The organism is Gardnerella leopoldii (assembly GCF_003293675.1).
Classification (GTDB): Bacteria; Actinomycetota; Actinomycetes; order Actinomycetales; family Bifidobacteriaceae; genus Bifidobacterium; species Bifidobacterium leopoldii.
The window spans coordinates 718570-736708 of the sequence record NZ_CP029984.1 but is presented as its reverse complement, the minus strand read 5'-3'; the positions used below and the strand labels follow the sequence as shown (position 1 = coordinate 736708).

Here is an 18139-nt window from a genome sequence, read left to right as displayed (position 1 = left end):
ATTAAAGAAATGTGGACAACTTTTATTATGCGTAGTTTTTGGCTTGCGTTAATTTTGTGAATCTATAAGCGCGTAGCCATGTCTTACAAGCACAGATTTAAGTTGCGTAAGATAAGCGAGTGAAGCTCTTGAAAGCTTCGTGCGCTCGTTGGTAATCCAGCCAACAAGCATAGTGTCATCACATTCAAGCGGAATAGTGACGATTTTTTCATTGTTTAAATCGCCGTTATCTATTCCAGTGCAAACAGTATAACCATTCAACCCAATAATAAAGTTTAAAATGGTAGCGCGGTCAGAAACGTTGATTTTTTTCGGTGGGCGAGTAGGCCAAACAGCCTCTTCTGCGAAGAAGAAACTTCCTTCTTCTCCCTGTTCGTATTGAATAAACGGGTACGGTTTTAAATCTTCCAAGCTCAAGCTTTTTCGCGCTGCAAGCGGATTGTTTCTAGAAAGAAAAACATGCAATTTTGCACGGAAAAGCGGGTGGAACTCCAAATGTTTTTCACGAAGCAGCTTGCCGATTACATCCTTGTTGTAGTCAGAAAGATAAAGAATTCCAAGGTCTGCGCGCATATCGCTTACTTGCTTAATAATATTTTTTGTGCGTGTCTCGCGAATTGAAAACTCGTATTCATCAGAATGAATACTGCGAATCATATCGACGAATGCTTCAACGGCAAACATATAGTGTTGTGTTGCAACGCTGCATAATTGTGGGCGAGGCTTCGTACTTTTGTATCGTTCTTCAAGAAGATCTGCCTGCTCAATTACTTGTCGAGCGTACGTCAAAAATTCCGCTCCATCAGCTGTTAATGCAATTCCTTGAGTGGACCTAGTGAAAATTTCAATGTTAAGTTCTCTTTCAAGCTCTTTTACAGAAGAGCTCAATGCTGGTTGTGAAATATATAGTGCTCGTGCTGCTTCGTTCATTGAACCGCAGTCAACGATTTTTACAATATATTTCAGTTGTAGCAAAGTCATACGAGCTTCTTTCGTGAGCTAAAAGTTACGATAATCATCAAAAATCACATAAATGAACCGCTAACGAATCTAGCAAAAGGTATAGGCATAACTTAATTTTTAGTTGCCATAACCATAGTTTCACATAACCATAGTCTCATACATGATCTTAGTAATATAAGCTAAATATTTAAGCAATATTATTAAAGATTTACTCCCACTGAAGCTAAATCCTTACGCGCCTGCTCTGCGGTTGTAAAAACAAAGCCATGCATGCCAACTCTATGAGCTCCATCAATATTTGCTGGTTTGTCGTCGAAGAAAACAGTTGTTTGCGGATTCAATCCAAATCTACTTATAGCAAGTTCAAAAATTTCCGGTTCTGGCTTATGCAAATGCTCAACACCGGAAATAATAGTTCCTTGTAAAAGAGTAGAAAGTTCTGGGAATTTACGTAAAGCAAGTGGGAAAGTTTCTTTAGACCAATTCGTTAAGCCCCACACGCCGTATCCAGCTTTACGCAGATCATGCAATAAATCAACCATTCCAGGCATCATGCGCGTCAAAACTTGGTCATAATGAGCACAATACCAACGGAAAGCTTCAGCAAGTTCGCTTCCAAAGCGACGTTCGTATTCAGGCATAAGATCTTTCAAAAGCTCGCCGCCATCCATGCGGTCCTCAAATTCATAGAACCCGGCTAAATCGTTCTTTCCAAAGCTTCCATTAGGGCAAATAGTATCAACTAAATTCGGGAATTGCTTTTGCAAACAGTTTCGGCAATTCCATTCGAGTAGAACTTTGCAATAGTCAAACATAACGTCATGGATTTCAATATTTTGTGCGTTAGTCATTTGTTTCTACTCCTTCTATTTTGTTTCATACGTTATTTTACATTTGCGTATTTTGTTTCATGCGTTAATTTTGCACGCTATTGATATTATTCTGCGCGCTACTTTATATTAATAAGAATCCCAAGAACATGCGGTAATGCATTTATAATGTCGCTTGCCACAATTGGATGTTCCAAAGTTAAAGCATGCTTTGATTTCACTATGTCTTGCACTAGTTGAGTGTAATTGTTTCCTCCGCTACTGCGTGATGCAAATACTGCGCAAATTCCGTGGATTACAGCTGCGCTCGCTGCAATAAGTGCGTAATTTTTGTTGTTTGCATTGTTGTTGTCGTTCTTGTCGGCGTTTTCGTTATCTTTTTCGTACTGTGCTAGCAATGCTCCTAGAATTCCTGCTAGCACATCTCCTGAGCCTGCAGTTGCTAGCCAAGATGGAGCGTATTGTGCAATATAAATAGGAGAGTGCAGCGATGATGGTGAAGCAACTGCTGTTGTTGCGCCTTTAAGAAGCACAGTTGCTCCAGTAAGATTTGCTGCTTTTTGAGCGTAGTGTGTTGGGTTGCTAGATATTTGTTGTGCGCTTACTTCTAAATCATATCTAGTAAAAAGCGAGCTTAATTCTCCTGCATGAGGTGTGAGAACTACTTTTTCGCAAACTTGTTTTGGTAGTAAGTCTAATGCTCCAGCATCTACGCATATTGGCGGAAGATTGTTATTTAATTGCGTTTCAGCGTTGTCGTTTTCGTTTTTGTTGTCGTTTTCGTTGGAGTATTTTGCAAGTATGCTAGCAATGTATTTTCTTTGAGATAAAGCAGTTTCGTCGTTGCAATGGCTTTCGTCTGGTATGCCGCATCCAACTGTTATTGCGTCTATTTTTCCGTTTAATTGTTCAGATGCTACTACCTCAGGCGATGCTTGCAATACTAAGTTTTGTGCGCGAAGAGGACCTGAATAACGAACCATTCCAATATTTGCATGTATTGCAGCGCTTGTACTTAACACTGCTGCTCCGGGATAGTCGTTTGAACCGGTAATTACGCCTAGAACACCTCTTGAATATTTATTATCGCTTGCGTGAGGCGTGCGCAATGGTGTGGAAGCAAGATGAATATCTACTGATATTTCATTAGTTGCAGAGTTTTTATCGTCAGTGCGTGAACTGTCGGGTTTTGCAATGTAATTCATACCATCTGTATTGCCAAACATAGTATTAAGTGTAATTGCTGTTAAGCACATGCAGAGTTGGCTAAACATGTGTATTATTGTCTAAACTTATGTATTGTTACAATTTGTAAACATTTTGAAAATATTTGTAATTTTTTGTTATTCTGCGTGTCGTGAGTGTTACGGCGTGTCGCTACTAGTTTTGTGTAAAAAATAAACAAAAATGCCTGATTAATAAATTTGTTCAAATGTTATAATCACATTTATTTTTTCGTTGGTATATTAACGTTTTTTAATGCAAGATAAAGCAGAAAGTAGCACGGTCTTTTTTGAAATTTTGCATTATAACAGATGGAAAAGTCGCGAAACGCATTTTTGCAAAAATAATTATATTTTTTCACATTTTTTATTGACCGTCACGCATATTTTTCTTATGCTATAAGCGTTATTGCGAATGATTATTTTTTTCATGAATAGCTTTCATGAGTACCTCTCACAATCAACCCATGCAATAACAGTTAAAGATTCCCGAAAGGAACGAGTGTGAAAACTTCACGAATTTTCGCAACTGCAGCTGCGGTTGCATTATTAGCAACTTCTATGGGTGCTTGCGGCTCTGCAAAAAATGCCGAAAATAAGGCGAAGGGCAATCAAGTAAATGTAGTGGCAACTACAACTCAAATTTGCGATTACGTAACTCAAATCGCTTCAACTGCTGACGCAAAATCTGGATTGAGCCTCAATAAGACTGATTCTCAGGGCAAGAAGTCTGTAATCGGAGCTCCTCAAGACAAAGCAAAGTCAACAATTAATTTGACCTGCTTGCTTGCGCCAAACGCTTCTGCTCATGAGCATGAAATGACTCCAGCTCAATCTAAAGCTCTTTCTAAGGCTGATTTGATGCTCGTTTCTGGTGTAGATCTCGAGCACTTCTTGGATCAAGCTGTGAAAGCTACCGGTTTTAAGGGCACTATGGGTGTAACTTCCGGTATTCTCACTGCTGATGAAATCAAGGATTCAAAGGCTGAGGCTGCTAAGGAAAAGGATCTTCCATACAAGGTTGATCGCGGTATCGCTAAGGTGCATGCTGAAAAGTGGCCATTCCCTCCAGAAGAAGGCGAGAAGGAGCCTGAATTCCAGTACGATCCACATATTTGGACCAGCACGAAGAACACGATGATTCAGGTTAAGAATATCGGTTATTTCCTCGGGAAAGCTCTTCCTAAGAGCAAGTCTATTTTCGATGAGCATGTTGAAAAGTTCGTTAAGTCTTTGACTGATTTGGATGCTTGGGCAACTAAAGCTTTGAATAGTGTGCCACAAAAGCATCGTGTTCTCTTCACTTCTCACGATGCATTCGGTTACTTCTCTCGTGATTACAATGTGAAGTTCATTGGTGCAGCACTTTCTGATTTCAACAGCCAGCAGGATGCTACTGCAGATCATATTCAGAAAGCTGCAGAAGATGTCAAGAAGTCCGGAGCTGTTGCGATTTTTGCTGAGAATTCTAACAATTCCAAGTCTATCAAGGCTGTTGCTGCAGCAGCAGGAGTAAAGGCTGTTATTGGCGACGACGCACTTTATGGAGATTCGCTTGGACCAGTCGGATCTGCCGGAGAAACTTACATCGGTTCCATTGTTCACAATGTTGAAACATTGGTGAAAGCTTGGAATGGTAATGTTCCTGAACTTCCAGATTCAGTTAAGACTGCATTGAAGAAGTGACATATAAATAACAGTAAAAATAATAGTATCGTAACAGTAACTTTAATAGCGAAAGTTTAATAGCGAAAGCAGGAAGTTACTGTTACGAATACTTATTAATAAACTGAAAAGACTGGAAATATAGTGAATAAGAGCGTCCTTGCAATGAAAAATTGCGACCTGGCATACGGTTATAAAACTGTAGTGACTGGTATTAATGGCAGTGTGCAAGCCGGGGAAGCTTTGGCTTTAATAGGTCCAAATGGTTCTGGAAAAACAACGTTTTTGCAGGCTATTATTGGTATCGTGCGCGTAAGTCGCGGTGAACTGAAAATGCCTAAGGCTTTGTCTATTGGATATGTGCCACAGCAGGTTGATTTGGATTTAACATTCCCTATTACTGCACGGCAAGTTGTTGCAATGGGCTTAAGTAGACAGACAGGTTTTCTTGGATTGCTTAAAAAAGATCAGAAAAAAGCTGTTGAGGATGCTCTTAATCATGTTGGTTTATTAAATCGTGCAGATGTGCGATTTGGTGACCTTTCTGGCGGTCAGCGCCAACGCATTCTTCTTGCGCGCGCTATTGTTGCAAAGCCAACGCTTATTTTGCTCGACGAACCTTTTAATGGTCTTGATGAACCGAATCGCCGAGAACTTCTTAATATTATGAAATCAGCAAAGCAAGAAGGTATTGCTTTTGTTGTGTCTACGCATGATTTAGTTATTGCAGATGCTATTTGTGAAAAAGCGCTACTTTTAGCTGGCAAGCAGATTGCTTTTGGTGCGCTTAAAGAAGTAATGACTAAAGAAAATATTACTCGCGCATATGGTGGAAGCATGCCTGCTGCTTCTGCAGGTCTTACTTTTTCGGAAATTGCGGAAGGCTGATTTTCAATGCTTGCCCAATTAGTTGAGTCATTAAGAGAAGCTCTGGAACCAATTCCAGGTTTTGATTTTATTGCTTCTGCTCCTTATATTTTTCGCCCGTTCTGCTTACTTATAGTTCTGTCTATAGCTAGCGGAATCGTTGGTGTATTCGTGAACTTGAGATGTGCTGAATTTAATGCGGAAGCTATTGTGCATGGCATATTTCCTGGAATTGTTGTAGGCGCTTTGTACGGTGGCATAGATCAAATTATTCCTGGTGCTGCAATTTGTTCAGTATTTTTAGTTGCTGCGTTAGTGTGGGCTTCTCGTTCAGCTCGCATAAATGAATCGATTATCGCAACTGTTTTAACTACTTTCTTTGCTCTTGGTGTAGTAATTTCACTAAAAAAAGGTGATATGTCAGGTCAGCTCGAAGCGTTGATGTTTGGTAGGCTGCTTGATGTCACTGATGAGCGAATGACTCAAGCAATGTGGATTTGCTTGTTTGCAATTATTGTGCTTTTGGCAACTTGGAAACAGCAGATTATTGTTGCTTTCGATCGAGCAAGTGCTCCATTAATGGGAGTGCATACTCTTTTTGTAGATATTGTTCTTAACGTTGGTATTGCTGCGGTTGTTGTTTCTGCATCTTCAGCTGTTGGCGTTCTTCTTGTGATCGGATACCTTATTATTCCAGGAGCTAGTGCTCGTTTAGTGTCTAGAACAGTTGGGCGCATGGTTGCAGTTGGTATTTTTGTTGGTATTGCTGGAGTTGTTCTTGGTATGTACGTTATGAATTTGGAGCTTGATCATCCTATTTCTCCTCAAGCAGCAATTGCATTAAGCATGTGTGCAATGTTCGTAGTTGTGCTTGTTGTGCGCTGGCTGTTCCAAGTTATTTCATCTATAGTTTTTGCGCATAAAACTCATACAAGCGATAGCGATATGCAAGTTTTAGCAAAATCTTATAAAGGTAGGGAATAGATGGTAAGTATTTGGCAAATTATCGCTCTACCTATAGTTGAAGCAATTGTTGTAGGTGCTCTATGCGGTTTTGTTGGCTCTCTTGCTCTTCTTAATCAGCGAATATTCTTTACTGAATCTATTACTCATGCTGCTTTTCCTGGAGCAGTATTAGGTGTAGTTTTAACTTCTGCTTATACAATAGATCAAAATATTTTATCGCTTGGGCTTTTTGTTGGTGCTGCTGTTGCGTGCGTTGTACTTTCCTTAGTAATGTATGCGCTTTCGCATCTTAAAGGCATTTCTTCGCAAGCTGCAGCTGGTATTACTTTAACTGTCGGCTTTGCTAGTGGATACTTTTTAAATAAGTGGTTTGCTCCATTGCCATTGCGTATTGAGGGATTTTTAACTGGATCATTGCTTAATTGCACTCCTGCAGACGTGATTTCAGCCTCTGTTGCTTTCTTGCTTGTTTTGGGATTATGGATTTTTAATTCTGCTAATCTTGTGCATTGCTCGTTTGATCCGATTAATTACCGTGCTGCAGGCGGAAGATCAGGTTTTATACAGGGCATGGTTCTTGCTTTGATTATTATTACTGTTTCCGTTATTATTCCAGCAGTTGGTACAGTTGTTTCAGTATCTCTTATTGCTGCTCCTGCTGCAGCATTAAAGGGAAGAATTGCTTCTATAAATAAATTCGTGCTTGCATGCGTAATTACTGCTGTTTCGATTGCTTTAATTGGACTAGCTTTGGCTGTAATACTGAAACTTTCTGCCGGCGGCACTATTGCTATCGTAGCTGGAGCTTTCTTCTTAATAGTCAAGATTGGTGAAAGTATTTTTATAAAAATTAATGATTTTTCATCAAGATTGCATGCAAGGCGAGAAAAAGTAGCCGAAAACGCTATTTAGCAAAAGTGCCTTAAAAGTCGTTCTGTTGTCCTAGAATATCAACGAATTGCGCGTGAAAAATGCGTGCGATTGACGTCGTTTTTTGCGCGTTTTATTTATGTTTTAATCGCGTAAGTTTATCGACGCCACACAAGTCCAGGTCTGCACATTAGTAACGCAAGACCCCGATAGAAAAGGACAATTATGGCTGAAAATACCATCTCCATCACCGTAAACGAGGAACGCAAGGAGGTGGATGCAAGCTTCACTGGCGCCCAACTTTTCGCGGAAGATAAGAATATTATTGCCGTGCGTTTAAATGGCGAGTTGCGTGATTTGTACACGCCTCTTCATGACGGCGATACCGTGGAATCAGTAGCACTTGATAGTGAAGATGGCATCGCAATCATGCGTCATTCCGCTACTCACGTGATGGCTCAAGCTGTTCAAGAAATTCGACCAGACGCAAAGTTGGGCGTAGGTCCTGTAATTAAAGACGGCTTCTACTATGATTTCGATGTTGATACTCCATTTACGCCAGACGATTTGAAGCAAATCGAAAAGCATATGCAGCGCATTATTAAAGAGTCTCAAAGCTTCCGTCGTCGCGTTGTAACTGAAGATGAAGCGCGCGCTGAAGAAGCAAATCAACCTTATAAGTTGGAGTTGATTGGGGATAAGGAAGCTGCTCTTGATTCGGCTGCTGCTGGCGAAATTAGCAAGCATGAGCTTAGCATGTACGACAATTTGGATCGCGAAGGCAATAAAGTTTGGAGCGATTTGTGCCGTGGACCTCATTTGCCAAACACTCGCTATATTAAGGCTTTTAAGCTTGAGCGTGTTGCTGCAGCTTACTGGCGTGGCTCGGAGCATAATCCTATGCTTCAGCGCATTTACGGAACTGCTTGGCCTAGTAAGGAAGAGCTTAAAGCTTATACAACTCGCATGGAAGAAGCTGCTAAGCGCGATCATCGTAAGCTTGGCCAAGAAATGGATTTGTTCTCATTCCCAGATGAGATTGGTCCAGGCTTAGCAGTGTTCCATCCAAAAGGTGCTGCAATTATTAACGCAATGGAAGATTATTCCCGCGAACAGCATCGCAAGCATCACTACAGCTTCGTACAAACTCCGCACATTACTAAGGGCGGCTTGTATGAGACTTCCGGCCACTTGCAGTGGTACAAGGATGGCATGTATCCTCCAATGAAGCTTGACGAAGAGCGCGACGAAAACGGTAACGTAACTCGCCAAGGTGCTGACTACTACTTGAAGCCAATGAACTGCCCAATGCATAACTTGATCTTCAAGTCTCGCCAGCGTTCTTATCGCGAGCTTCCTTTGCGCTTGTTTGAGTTTGGTACTGTGTATCGCTACGAAAAGTCTGGCGTTGTGCATGGGTTAACTCGTGTTCGTGGCTTGACTCAGGATGATTCGCATATTTACTGCACTCGCGAGCAAATGCGCGATGAGTTGAAGAGCTTGCTTAACTTTGTGCTTGGTCTTCTTAAAGACTTCGGTTTGAACGACTTCTACTTGGAGCTTTCCACTAAGGATGAGCACAAGTTCGTTGGTTCCGACGAGATTTGGGAAGAAGCAACTAATACTTTGGCAGAGGTTGCTAAAGAGTCTGGTTTGGAACTCGTGGACGATCCAGGTGGAGCTGCATTCTACGGCCCGAAGATTTCCGTGCAAGCTCGCGATGCAATCGGCCGCACTTGGCAGGTTTCTACTATTCAGCTCGACTTCAACTTGCCTGAGCGCTTTAAGTTGGAATACATTGCGGCTGACGGTAGCCACCAGCGTCCTGTGATGATTCACCGCGCACTCTTTGGCTCTATTGAGCGTTTCTTCGCTATTTTGCTTGAGCACTATGCAGGCGCATTCCCAGCATGGTTGGCTCCAGTCCAGGTGACTGGCGTTCCTGTTGCAGATGAGTTCGCTCCACACTTGCAAAAGTTGATTAGCGATTTGGAAGAGAATATGGTTCGTTGCGAAATGGACAACTCTGACGATCGCTTCGGCAAGAAGATTCGTAACGCTTCTAAGTCTAAAGTGCCTTTCACTTTGATTGCTGGCGAAGAGGATGTGAACAACAATGCTGTGAGCTTCCGCTTCCGCGATGGCAGCCAATTGAATGGCGTTCCTGTTTCGCAAGCTAAAGAGTGGATTTTGTCCATCATTAAGCAGCGCGTTCAGGTCAATACTGCAGAAGATTTTGAGCGCTACACTAAGTAGCATAAGCTATTTAAGTTATGTAACTTAAATAACGTTACTTAAGCAGCACAGTTTCGCTTGAAAACTAAATTGCAATAAATAAACGAAATAAGCAAAAGCCCACACTTCTTAAAGTTGTGTGGGCTTTTGTGTGTATTACAGCCGATTGACTAATATGGGATTGTTTATTGAACCCAAGTTTTATTTGCTTGATTACGCTAGGAAGGTTGCATTCAATGTTGGAATCATTACGCAGTGGGTTTAAGCGCACTATTTCTCCAATTGCAAAATTGCTAGTCCGATTAGGCATAAGTGCTAACTGTGTAACAATTGTCGGCACAATAGCTGTAGTTATTATTGCTTTTGTTACTGCTTTTACTAAACAGTTTGTTGTTGGCACTATATTTTTAACTATTTTTGTGCTTGCAGACAGTTTAGATGGTTCTGTTGCTGCTTTGACAACAGGCGGCACAAAATTTGGTGCATTTCTTGACTCAACTCTCGATCGCATTGCAGACTGGTCATTATTTTCCTCTGTATGCATTTGTTTGTATGAAGCTCACGAAAAAAATATGTGCACTTGGATTTCAACTTTGAATGGCAATGCAATAAAGTATGTAGGATTATTAAGCTGTTTGGTTGCTCTTATGGCAGCTTTCGTAACTTCATACACTCGCGCTCGCGGTCAGTCAATAAATGTAGATCCTAAAAAAGGTTTAATAACTCGTGCAGATAGAGTTGCCGTGATTCTTGTTGCTATGGGGCTTGTTGGTTTTACAAATCAACTTTTTTGGTTGAGTTTTGCTATGATTCTGCTTGCTGTTGGCGGTATTATTACAGTTTTCCAGCGTATTTTTGAAGTAAAGCATGGGCTTGATATAAAAGATAAATAAAATTTGTCGCGAAAGCGCAATAAAATCGTTTCGTTTGATTAACTGTACGTTTTAGGAGTATCATGTCAGGTCATTCCAAGTGGGCGACTACAAAGCACAAGAAGGCCGCTATCGACGCAAAGCGTGGCAAGCTTTTTGCCAAGCTTATTAAGAACATTGAAATTGCTGCACGTTTGGGTGGTGGCGATCCTGATGGTAACCCTACGCTGTACGATGCCATCGTTAAAGCCAAGAAGGCTTCCATGCCTGCTGACAACATCAAGCGCGCTGTAAAGCGTGGTTCTGGTGAAGAAGCTGGCGGCGCAAACTATGAAGAGATCGTTTACGAAGGTTACGCTCCTGCAGGTGTTGGATTGATTATTGAATGCCTTACTGATAACCGTAATCGTGCTGCCGCTGATGTGCGTTCAACTCTTACTAAGGGCAACGGTTCTTTGGCAACAAGCGGTTCCGTGAGCTTCAACTTCGAACGTAAAGGTTTGATTGAGGTTCCATCCGAAGGCGTTGACTATGATAAGCTTTTCGAAGTTGCAGCTGAAGCTGGAGCTGAAGATGTTGCTGATGATGGCGATGTTTATTCTGTTTACACCAATTCCAGTGATTTGGTAACTGTGCGTAAGGCTTTGCAGGAAGCTGGTTTCGACTATGATTCTGCAGATATCATTATGCATCCAAACAATGAGGTTGAATTAAGCTTCGAAGATGCTCAAAAGGTTTCTCGCTTAATCGATAATCTCGATGACTTGGACGATGTTCAGAATATTTACAGCAACTGGACCGCTTCAGATGAGGTTATGGCTCAGCTTGAGGAAGATGAATAGTCTCCTATGATGATTTTGGGCGTTGACCCCGGGCTTACTCGCTGCGGGGTCGGCGTGATTGAAGCCGGCGTCTCGCGTCGGCTTTCTTTTATTCACGTCGATGTGTTGAGGTCTGAGCCTGATCTTTCGCAAGATTTGCGACTTTTAAAGATTTATAACGGATTAGTTGAAAAAATTGAGCGTTTTTCGCCTGATACTGTGTCTATTGAACGTGTTTTTGCGCAAGAAAATCGAAATACTGTTCTTGGCACTGCACAGGTTGCTGGTATCGCAATGCTTGCTGCAGCTCAGCGCAATATTCCTGTTGCTTTACACACTCCTACTGAAGTTAAACTTGCTGTAGCTGGAAACGGAAAAGCTCAAAAACCTCAAGTAGAGCGCATGGTAGCGCGATTACTTGGTCTTAATGTTTTGCCTACTCCTGCTGATGCTGCCGACGCTTTAGCTCAAGCTATTTGTCATGCTCTTCGTCCTTCTGGTGCTTTGCAAGGTGGCGAGCGCGAGCAGCATCTAACTGCTGCACAGAAACAATGGGCTTTAGCTCAAGCTCAGGCGCGTAAATCTTCTTCTGTCGTTCGAGACATGTAGGATATTAATAGAACAGATGTTCTATTATAATTGTATTTGACTTTATGTGCTTTAAGTTATGAGTTTTTGTTAAGTAGGAGTGAGCTTATGATTGGAATGCTTGTTGGGCAAGTTGCGTCAATTGATGCTCGTTCTGCTCTTATTGTTGTTTCTGGAGTTGGCTACGAGACTTATATGCCTTCTCAAGATTTGTCTTCTTTGCATGAAGGGCAGGAAGTTCGCGTTTATACGTCGCTTCAAGTTTCGCAAGATGCTTTAACTCTTTATGGTTTTACAACTCAAGCTGCTAAACGAATGTTTTTGCAAGTGCAAAAAGTTAGTGGAATTGGTCCTAAAGTTGCTCTTTCTATGCTTTCAACTTTGAATGTTGATCGTCTTTTACAAGCTATTTCTGAGGGAGATGTAACTTCTCTTTCTTCTGCGCCTGGTTTAGGGAAAAAGGGTGCGCAGAAGATTATTTTGGAATTGAAGGGTTCTCTTGATCCTTCAATACTGGCAGATAGTTCTAATGATTCTACTCAATCTAATAAGCAGATTGTTGATTCTAGCGTGCAATGCGTCATAGAGGGTCTTATTTCATTGGGTTGGAGACAAGTTGACGCTCAAAGAGCAGTTGAGCAAGTCTGTGCAGAGAATAATATTTCAACTCCTATATCTGATGCAGATTTGCCTAATGTCTTACGAATGGCATTAGCTTCACTTGATAGAGGTAGGTAATCATGTTTGTAAAGAATCTAGTATTGGGGGAGTTGAAGTGAGTGAAAAGTATGCTTCTGCGCTAAATACTGGTGTTGCTGAAGAATCCTTACGCATGGTTTCTTCAACTCCTTTAGGAAATGAGCAACTCAGTGATGAGGAGCTTCGTCCTCACGCATTAGAAGGTTTTATTGGCCAACCAGTTTTAAAAGCGCAATTGCAACTGTTTTTAGATGCTGCTAAAAAGCGTGATGTTGCGCCTGACCATATGTTATTGGCAGGCCCTCCTGGATTGGGAAAAACTACATTAGCAATGATTGTTGCTAATGAATTGCAAGTTCCTATTCGAATTACTTCAGGTCCTGCTATCCAGCATGCTGGAGATTTAGCTTCTATACTAAGCGCGCTTGATGCAGGTGAAGTGTTGTTTATTGACGAAATTCATCGTTTGCCTCGTGCTGCAGAAGAGTTGCTTTATATTGCTATGGAAGATTTTCGCGTTGACGTTATGGTGGGTAAAGGTCCTGGCGCCTCATCAATACCGTTAACTCTTCCTCGTTTTACTGTAGTGGGAGCTACCACTAGGGAAGGAATGTTGCCTTCTCCATTGCGTGCTCGTTTTGGTTTTACTGCTCATCTTGATTTTTATCCTCACGAAGAGCTTGAAAAACTTATTGAACGATCTGCTAAAGTCTTAGGGATTCGTCTTGTTGATCAAGCTGCTAAAGAGCTATCATTGCGCTCTCGTGGCACTCCTCGTATAGCGAATCGTTTGTTGAGGCGTGTCAGAGATTGGGCTATTGTGCATGATTTGTCAGAAGTAAATCATGAAGCTGTTGTTGAAGCGTTAGCTTTATACCAGATTGATACGCAAGGTCTTGATCGACTTGATATTGCAGTTTTGAAGGCTATGGTTTGTCAGTTTAACGGTGGACCGGTTGGTCTTAATAATTTAGCTGCAATGGTTGGTGAAGAAGCTGAAACTGTTGAAACAGTATGTGAACCATATTTAGTGCGTGAAGGATTCTTAATTCGCACTCCTAAAGGTCGTGTTGCAACTAGTAAAGCTTGGAAACATTTGGGCTTTAAAGAGCCTAGTAATGTCAGTGAGCTAGCTTAAAATAATTAACTTGGACGGCATTTCGACCGTCTTAGGGTTGGATACTTAAGGAGTTTACTTTGCCTCAATTTTTCCAGCAGTATGGCATGCTTATTATTCTCGTTGTAGCAATGGTTTGCATGATGATGTTCCAGACTCGCAATGCTAAGAAGCGTCAAGCTGAAATGCGTTCCTTCCATGAATCTTTGGAGCCAGGCACTGAAATTATTACAATTGGCGGCATTATCGGCAAGATTGTAAGCGTAGATACGCAGTATGAAGAGATTGTTATCGATTCAGAAGGTAGCTTGATGCGAGTATCTTTCCGCGCTGTAAACAGATTGTATGTGCGTCCAGCGTTTATTAGCGATGAAGAGGCAGAAGCTGCACAAGCAGAAGAAGCTAAGCAGGATGATGCAAATAAGTCTGTAAACGAAGATAACAAGCCAGTATCAGAATCTGCAGAATCTGAAAAGTAATAACTTTTATTCCATAAATTTATAATTTAATACTTAAGTCGTGATGTGTGAGTTAGCGCATGTCTCACACATCATGCGAATATGTGACATTCTTTCCATATTCCAATAACAAGTCTTGTGAAGAAAAGAACGTTAGAATTATGACAGCAACGGATATTACAGTGAAAACGTTGAAAACAGTAAGTAACGATGACGCCGCTTATCTTGCTTCTTTGATTCGTACCGTTCCAGGATTCCCCAATACTAGTATTATATTTCGTGATTTTCTTCCTATATTTTCAAATGCTCGCTCTTCGCGAATTCTTATTGATTCTTTGATTGATGCATTGCCTGTACCAGCTGATTCAATTGATTTGATTGCTGGGCTTGAAGCTCGAGGTTTTCTTTTTGGACCATTGTTGGCATCTCGGTTAGGCAAAGGTTTTCTTGCTATTCGTAAAGCTGGTAAGCTACCTCCTCCAGTTATTACTGAGTCGTACATGCTTGAGTATGGTCAGGCAAGTATTGAAATTGAAAACGACGCTATTAAGCCAGGTCAACGTGTGCTTATTGTTGACGATCTTATTGCAACTGGAGGCACTGCAAAAGCTGCTGCAAATATTGTCAAGCGCGCTCAAGGAATAGTTGCAGGTTTTAGTTTTGTTATTGAACTTACAGGTATTAGTGGAATGAGTGAGTTATGCGATTATCCTTGCAGTAGTTTAATTACTATGCCAGCTTAAAAGTTTATTATTATCGCTTATTATTAAAGTAATATCCTATTTAAAGCAATATATTGGTTTTGCACCTAAAAGAATTGAAAGGAAAAGGCATGGTTGAGAAACTTAAGTCATTCTTAATAAACATGTCTAAAGGTGTAATAACTCCTATTATTGTTATTTTTATTTTTTCTCTTACAATAGGTCTTTTCCTATCTCTCACACTTCTTGTGGTTTCTATCGAAGAGGGAGCAGGCAATCTTTCTGAATCTGCAATGTCTATGACTTGGGCTGTGTTTATGTTTGCTCAAGGCGTAGGTCTTACTTTTGGCAATTGCATTCTTACGATTATTCCTTTAGGTCTTACTTTTCTACTTATTGCAACACTTGTATGTTTAATTCGCCGTATTCGAGGTGGAGATATAGCATATTTTACTGGGCTTGTAGTCTGGGCTGTTATTAATGCGATACTTTCTCAAAATACGCATGTTACTTTACTGGATTCTACTTTTATTGTTGCTTGTAAATCTTCTTGTATTTATTTAATTTCTTTGCTTATAGCGGTTTTCCCAAGCAGCTCATTGTTTATGTCGTTAAAGCAGCGCTACAAGCAAATGTGCCCTGAGTATATTCAAAAAAATATTCGTATTACTAAGCGTACAGCAGTAATTTTATTTGGTTTATACGCTTTCGTTGCGTTAATAACTGTTGTAGTTTGGGCTTGCACAAATTTTGGCTATGTTAATTCATATTTCAATAAATTAGGCATGCAAAATGGTTCTCGTATTCTTACAACTATTGCTTGCTTAGTTTGGCTGCCAAATATTGCTATTTGGGCATTATCTTGGATTTGTGGATCTGGATTTAATATTGGATCTGTTGCACAATTTACTTTAGCAGTTTCTCAGCGTAAATCTTTGCCTCCTATTCCGGTTTTTGGAATATTTCCTGATGCTATTGTTGATGTTATGCATCGCACTGTTTTTTACTCCATAGTTCCAATTTTCTGCTTTATTGTAATGCTTATAACTTTATTGCATAAAAGCGGCTGTGGCTTGCGTTTAAAAAATATTATTGACAAAACCGAGCGTGAGTCTTTTATGTTGAATGCTGTAGAAGCTGCAACTGATAGTGTAGGTGTATCCGCTTTAATTACAATTATGTGGACTGTTGTTTTCTCAATAGCAAATGGTTCATTGGGTGAATGTCGACTTTCTTATATTGGAGTTGACATTATTGAAAGTACTAGAGCTGTTGGTCATCTTACTCTATACGCTTCTGCTGTAGCATGGGTTATTTCGATTTTTAGTATCCTACTTATTTGTGGCGTGCGATATTGCTTTAATCTTATTGCTGCTAGTAAGTCGAATAAACCTGTAAAATCTGCAGAATTAATCGAAAATAAGACTAGTAATAAAAAGAATCAACCTTTGCCTTTGAAAAAAGCTGCTCCTAGGACGGTTTCATCGAAGGCTAAAAGAAAATAATTCCTCACTACTATTTTGGGAAGGAAGGCCGCCGTGCAACAGACACAGAGCAAAGAATCAAACGCAAATGTGCTGATAACCACAGGTGAAAAGCAAATTCGTAGAGTTCTTGTTTCAGTTTTTCATAAAGAGGGACTTGAAATATTAGCTGAAGCATTTAGAAAGGCTGATACTGAAGTAGTTTCAACCGGCTCTACTGCTGCTAAATTGGCTGAACTTGGCGTTCATGTTACTGAAGTTTCTGACGTTACTGGTTTCCCAGAAAGTCTTGATGGAAGAGTGAAGACTTTAGATCCGCATATTCACGCTGGAATTCTTGCAGATATGAGTAATGCTGATCATGTAAAGCAACTTGAAAAGTTAAACATAAAGCCGTTTGATGCTGTAGTAGTTAATTTGTATCCATTCGTAGACACTGTAATGAGCGGTGCTGATAGTGACGCAATTATTGAGAAAATTGATATTGGTGGACCTTCTATGATTCGTGCTGCAGCAAAGAATCATAAGTCTGTTGCTGTTATTACAGATCCTGCAGATTACCAGCTTTTAGCTAATAGAATCGTTTCAGGTGAAGGCTTTAATTTGCAAGAGCGCGAATATTTGGCTGGTAAAGCATTTGCTCATACAGCAGCTTACGATGCTTCTATATCTGAGTGGACAAGTAAAGCATGGCAGAAGCCTGAAAGTTTGAACACAAATGATGAAGAAGATAATCAAAATGCTGAAGCTGTGAAGCTTCCTGCAAACTACACGCGCACTTGGAGTTTAGAGCATACGCTTCGATATGGTGAGAATCCCCATCAGCAAGCAGGATTGTATTTAGATCCTTTGCATAAGGGTGGTTTGGCTCAGGCTGAGCTTCTTGGCGGAAAACCTATGAGCTACAACAATTATGTGGATGCGGATGCTGCTTGGCGTGCAGTTTGGGATTTTGCTCCACAAATTGCGGTTGCTGTTTGCAAGCATAATAATCCTTGCGGCTTGGCAATAGGCACGACTGCAGTAGAAGCGCACAAAAAAGCTCATGCTTGCGATCCTGTAAGTGCTTACGGTGGTGTGATTGCTGCAAACACTACTGTGACTTTGGAAATGGCAGAAAGTGTGCGCCCAATTTTCACAGAGGTTATTGTGGCTCCAGACTATGAGCCTGAAGCTTTGGAATTGCTTCGCACTAAGAAAAAGAATCTTCGCATTTTGAAGGTTGCAACTCCGCCAGTCTTAGATTTGCAAGTTCATCCTATTGACGGTGGTGCTTTAGTTCAGTCTGCAGATAAGATTGATGCTTTTGGTGATAATCCTGAAAACTGGACGCTTGTTTCTGGAGATCCTGCTGATGCTGACACTTTGCGTGATTTGCAATTTGCCTGGCGTGCGCTTCGTTGTGTAAAGTCTAACGCAATTCTACTCGCGCATGATAATGCTACTGTTGGCATTGGTATGGGGCAGGTTAATCGCGTGGATTCGTGCCATTTGGCTGTTGAACGTGCGAATACTTTGGCTGATGGTGCTGAACGTGCTCGCGGAGCTGTTGCGGCTTCGGATGCTTTCTTCCCATTCGCTGACGGTCCGCAGATTCTTATTGAAGCTGGCGTTCGCGCAATCGTGCAACCTGGTGGCTCTATTCGCGACGAAGAAGTGTTCGAAGCTGCGCGCAAAGCTGGTGTAACGATGTACACTACCGGTACTCGTCACTTCTTCCACTAAAATTGCTTTAACTAAGATTCATAGACAAATAAATTAATCAATATTATGGATGCAG

Annotated in this window: 17 protein-coding genes; 14 read left to right on the top strand and 3 right to left on the bottom strand. The window is 41.0% G+C overall.

The window, feature by feature from the left end:
- Positions 1-48: 48 nt before the first annotated feature.
- The 3 genes from DOD25_RS03130 to DOD25_RS03120 all read right to left on the bottom strand — a co-directional run bounded on the left by DOD25_RS03130 (position 49) and on the right by DOD25_RS03120 (position 3049).
- Positions 49-981, bottom strand: coding sequence for a LysR family transcriptional regulator (locus tag DOD25_RS03130; protein ID WP_004119122.1), 933 nt, complete (start codon positions 979-981; stop codon positions 49-51).
- Between the two features lie 182 nt (positions 982-1163).
- Positions 1164-1814 (bottom strand): HAD family hydrolase, encoded by a 651-nt coding sequence (locus DOD25_RS03125; RefSeq protein WP_004119121.1) that lies wholly within the window; start codon positions 1812-1814, stop codon positions 1164-1166.
- Positions 1815-1912: 98 nt separating this feature from the next.
- Positions 1913-3049 (bottom strand): ADP-dependent NAD(P)H-hydrate dehydratase, encoded by a 1137-nt coding sequence (locus DOD25_RS03120; protein WP_112928669.1) that lies wholly within the window; start codon positions 3047-3049, stop codon positions 1913-1915.
- A gap of 471 nt (positions 3050-3520) precedes the next feature.
- Here DOD25_RS03120 and DOD25_RS03115 point away from each other — a divergent pair, with 471 nt between their 5' ends.
- From DOD25_RS03115 to purH, 14 genes are all read left to right on the top strand, one after another.
- A complete protein-coding gene (locus DOD25_RS03115) occupies positions 3521-4702 on the top strand; it encodes a metal ABC transporter substrate-binding protein (protein ID WP_004106533.1) in 1182 nt (393 codons plus the stop codon).
- A 144-nt stretch (positions 4703-4846) separates the two neighbouring features.
- Entirely contained in the window at positions 4847-5569 is a 723-nt protein-coding gene (locus tag DOD25_RS03110) for a metal ABC transporter ATP-binding protein (protein WP_004574322.1), read from the top strand.
- A gap of 6 nt (positions 5570-5575) precedes the next feature.
- The gene (locus DOD25_RS03105) at positions 5576-6532 is read left to right on the top strand and encodes a metal ABC transporter permease (protein ID WP_112928667.1); all 957 of its coding nucleotides are present in this window, start codon (positions 5576-5578) and stop codon (positions 6530-6532) included.
- Complete coding sequence (locus tag DOD25_RS03100) at positions 6533-7426, top strand: metal ABC transporter permease (protein ID WP_112928665.1); 894 nt, start codon at positions 6533-6535, stop codon at positions 7424-7426.
- 183 nt (positions 7427-7609) lie between these two features.
- Entirely contained in the window at positions 7610-9640 is a 2031-nt protein-coding gene (gene thrS / locus DOD25_RS03095) for a threonine--tRNA ligase (RefSeq protein ID WP_112928663.1), read from the top strand.
- Positions 9641-9855: 215 nt separating this feature from the next.
- Positions 9856-10512, top strand: a complete 657-nt coding sequence (locus tag DOD25_RS03090; protein ID WP_004574317.1) for a CDP-alcohol phosphatidyltransferase family protein — start codon at positions 9856-9858, stop codon at positions 10510-10512.
- 62 nt (positions 10513-10574) lie between these two features.
- Positions 10575-11333 (top strand): YebC/PmpR family DNA-binding transcriptional regulator, encoded by a 759-nt coding sequence (locus tag DOD25_RS03085; protein ID WP_004106544.1) that lies wholly within the window; start codon positions 10575-10577, stop codon positions 11331-11333.
- 6 nt (positions 11334-11339) lie between these two features.
- Positions 11340-11921 (top strand): crossover junction endodeoxyribonuclease RuvC, encoded by a 582-nt coding sequence (gene ruvC / locus DOD25_RS03080; RefSeq protein WP_004106546.1) that lies wholly within the window; start codon positions 11340-11342, stop codon positions 11919-11921.
- Between the two features lie 87 nt (positions 11922-12008).
- Complete coding sequence (ruvA, locus tag DOD25_RS03075) at positions 12009-12638, top strand: Holliday junction branch migration protein RuvA (RefSeq protein ID WP_004106548.1); 630 nt, start codon at positions 12009-12011, stop codon at positions 12636-12638.
- 94 nt (positions 12639-12732) lie between these two features.
- Positions 12733-13737: a Holliday junction branch migration DNA helicase RuvB gene (gene ruvB / locus DOD25_RS03070; RefSeq protein ID WP_217428681.1), complete on the top strand. Its 1005-nt coding sequence runs from the start codon at positions 12733-12735 to the stop codon at positions 13735-13737.
- Between the two features lie 59 nt (positions 13738-13796).
- Positions 13797-14195 (top strand): preprotein translocase subunit YajC, encoded by a 399-nt coding sequence (gene yajC, locus DOD25_RS03065; protein WP_004574313.1) that lies wholly within the window; start codon positions 13797-13799, stop codon positions 14193-14195.
- Positions 14196-14335: 140 nt separating this feature from the next.
- Positions 14336-14917 (top strand): adenine phosphoribosyltransferase, encoded by a 582-nt coding sequence (locus DOD25_RS03060; protein ID WP_064340745.1) that lies wholly within the window; start codon positions 14336-14338, stop codon positions 14915-14917.
- An 89-nt stretch (positions 14918-15006) separates the two neighbouring features.
- Positions 15007-16380: a cell division protein PerM gene (locus DOD25_RS03055; protein WP_064340529.1), complete on the top strand. Its 1374-nt coding sequence runs from the start codon at positions 15007-15009 to the stop codon at positions 16378-16380.
- Between the two features lie 33 nt (positions 16381-16413).
- Positions 16414-18084, top strand: a complete 1671-nt coding sequence (purH, locus tag DOD25_RS03050; protein WP_004106559.1) for a bifunctional phosphoribosylaminoimidazolecarboxamide formyltransferase/IMP cyclohydrolase — start codon at positions 16414-16416, stop codon at positions 18082-18084.
- Positions 18085-18139: the final 55 nt, after the last annotated feature.

Coding starts and splice junctions, on each gene's coding strand:
- DOD25_RS03130 (WP_004119122.1), bottom strand. CDS start 981: ATGACTTTGCTACAACTGAAATATATTGTAAAAATCGTTGACTGCGGT.
- DOD25_RS03125 (WP_004119121.1), bottom strand. CDS start 1,814: ATGACTAACGCACAAAATATTGAAATCCATGACGTTATGTTTGACTAT.
- DOD25_RS03120 (WP_112928669.1), bottom strand. CDS start 3,049: ATGTGCTTAACAGCAATTACACTTAATACTATGTTTGGCAATACAGAT.
- DOD25_RS03110 (WP_004574322.1), top strand. CDS start 4,847: ATGAAAAATTGCGACCTGGCATACGGTTATAAAACTGTAGTGACTGGT.
- DOD25_RS03105 (WP_112928667.1), top strand. CDS start 5,576: ATGCTTGCCCAATTAGTTGAGTCATTAAGAGAAGCTCTGGAACCAATT.
- DOD25_RS03100 (WP_112928665.1), top strand. CDS start 6,533: ATGGTAAGTATTTGGCAAATTATCGCTCTACCTATAGTTGAAGCAATT.
- thrS (WP_112928663.1), top strand. CDS start 7,610: ATGGCTGAAAATACCATCTCCATCACCGTAAACGAGGAACGCAAGGAG.
- DOD25_RS03090 (WP_004574317.1), top strand. CDS start 9,856: ATGTTGGAATCATTACGCAGTGGGTTTAAGCGCACTATTTCTCCAATT.
- DOD25_RS03085 (WP_004106544.1), top strand. CDS start 10,575: ATGTCAGGTCATTCCAAGTGGGCGACTACAAAGCACAAGAAGGCCGCT.
- ruvC (WP_004106546.1), top strand. CDS start 11,340: ATGATGATTTTGGGCGTTGACCCCGGGCTTACTCGCTGCGGGGTCGGC.
- ruvA (WP_004106548.1), top strand. CDS start 12,009: ATGATTGGAATGCTTGTTGGGCAAGTTGCGTCAATTGATGCTCGTTCT.
- ruvB (WP_217428681.1), top strand. CDS start 12,733: ATGGTTTCTTCAACTCCTTTAGGAAATGAGCAACTCAGTGATGAGGAG.
- DOD25_RS03060 (WP_064340745.1), top strand. CDS start 14,336: ATGACAGCAACGGATATTACAGTGAAAACGTTGAAAACAGTAAGTAAC.
- DOD25_RS03055 (WP_064340529.1), top strand. CDS start 15,007: ATGGTTGAGAAACTTAAGTCATTCTTAATAAACATGTCTAAAGGTGTA.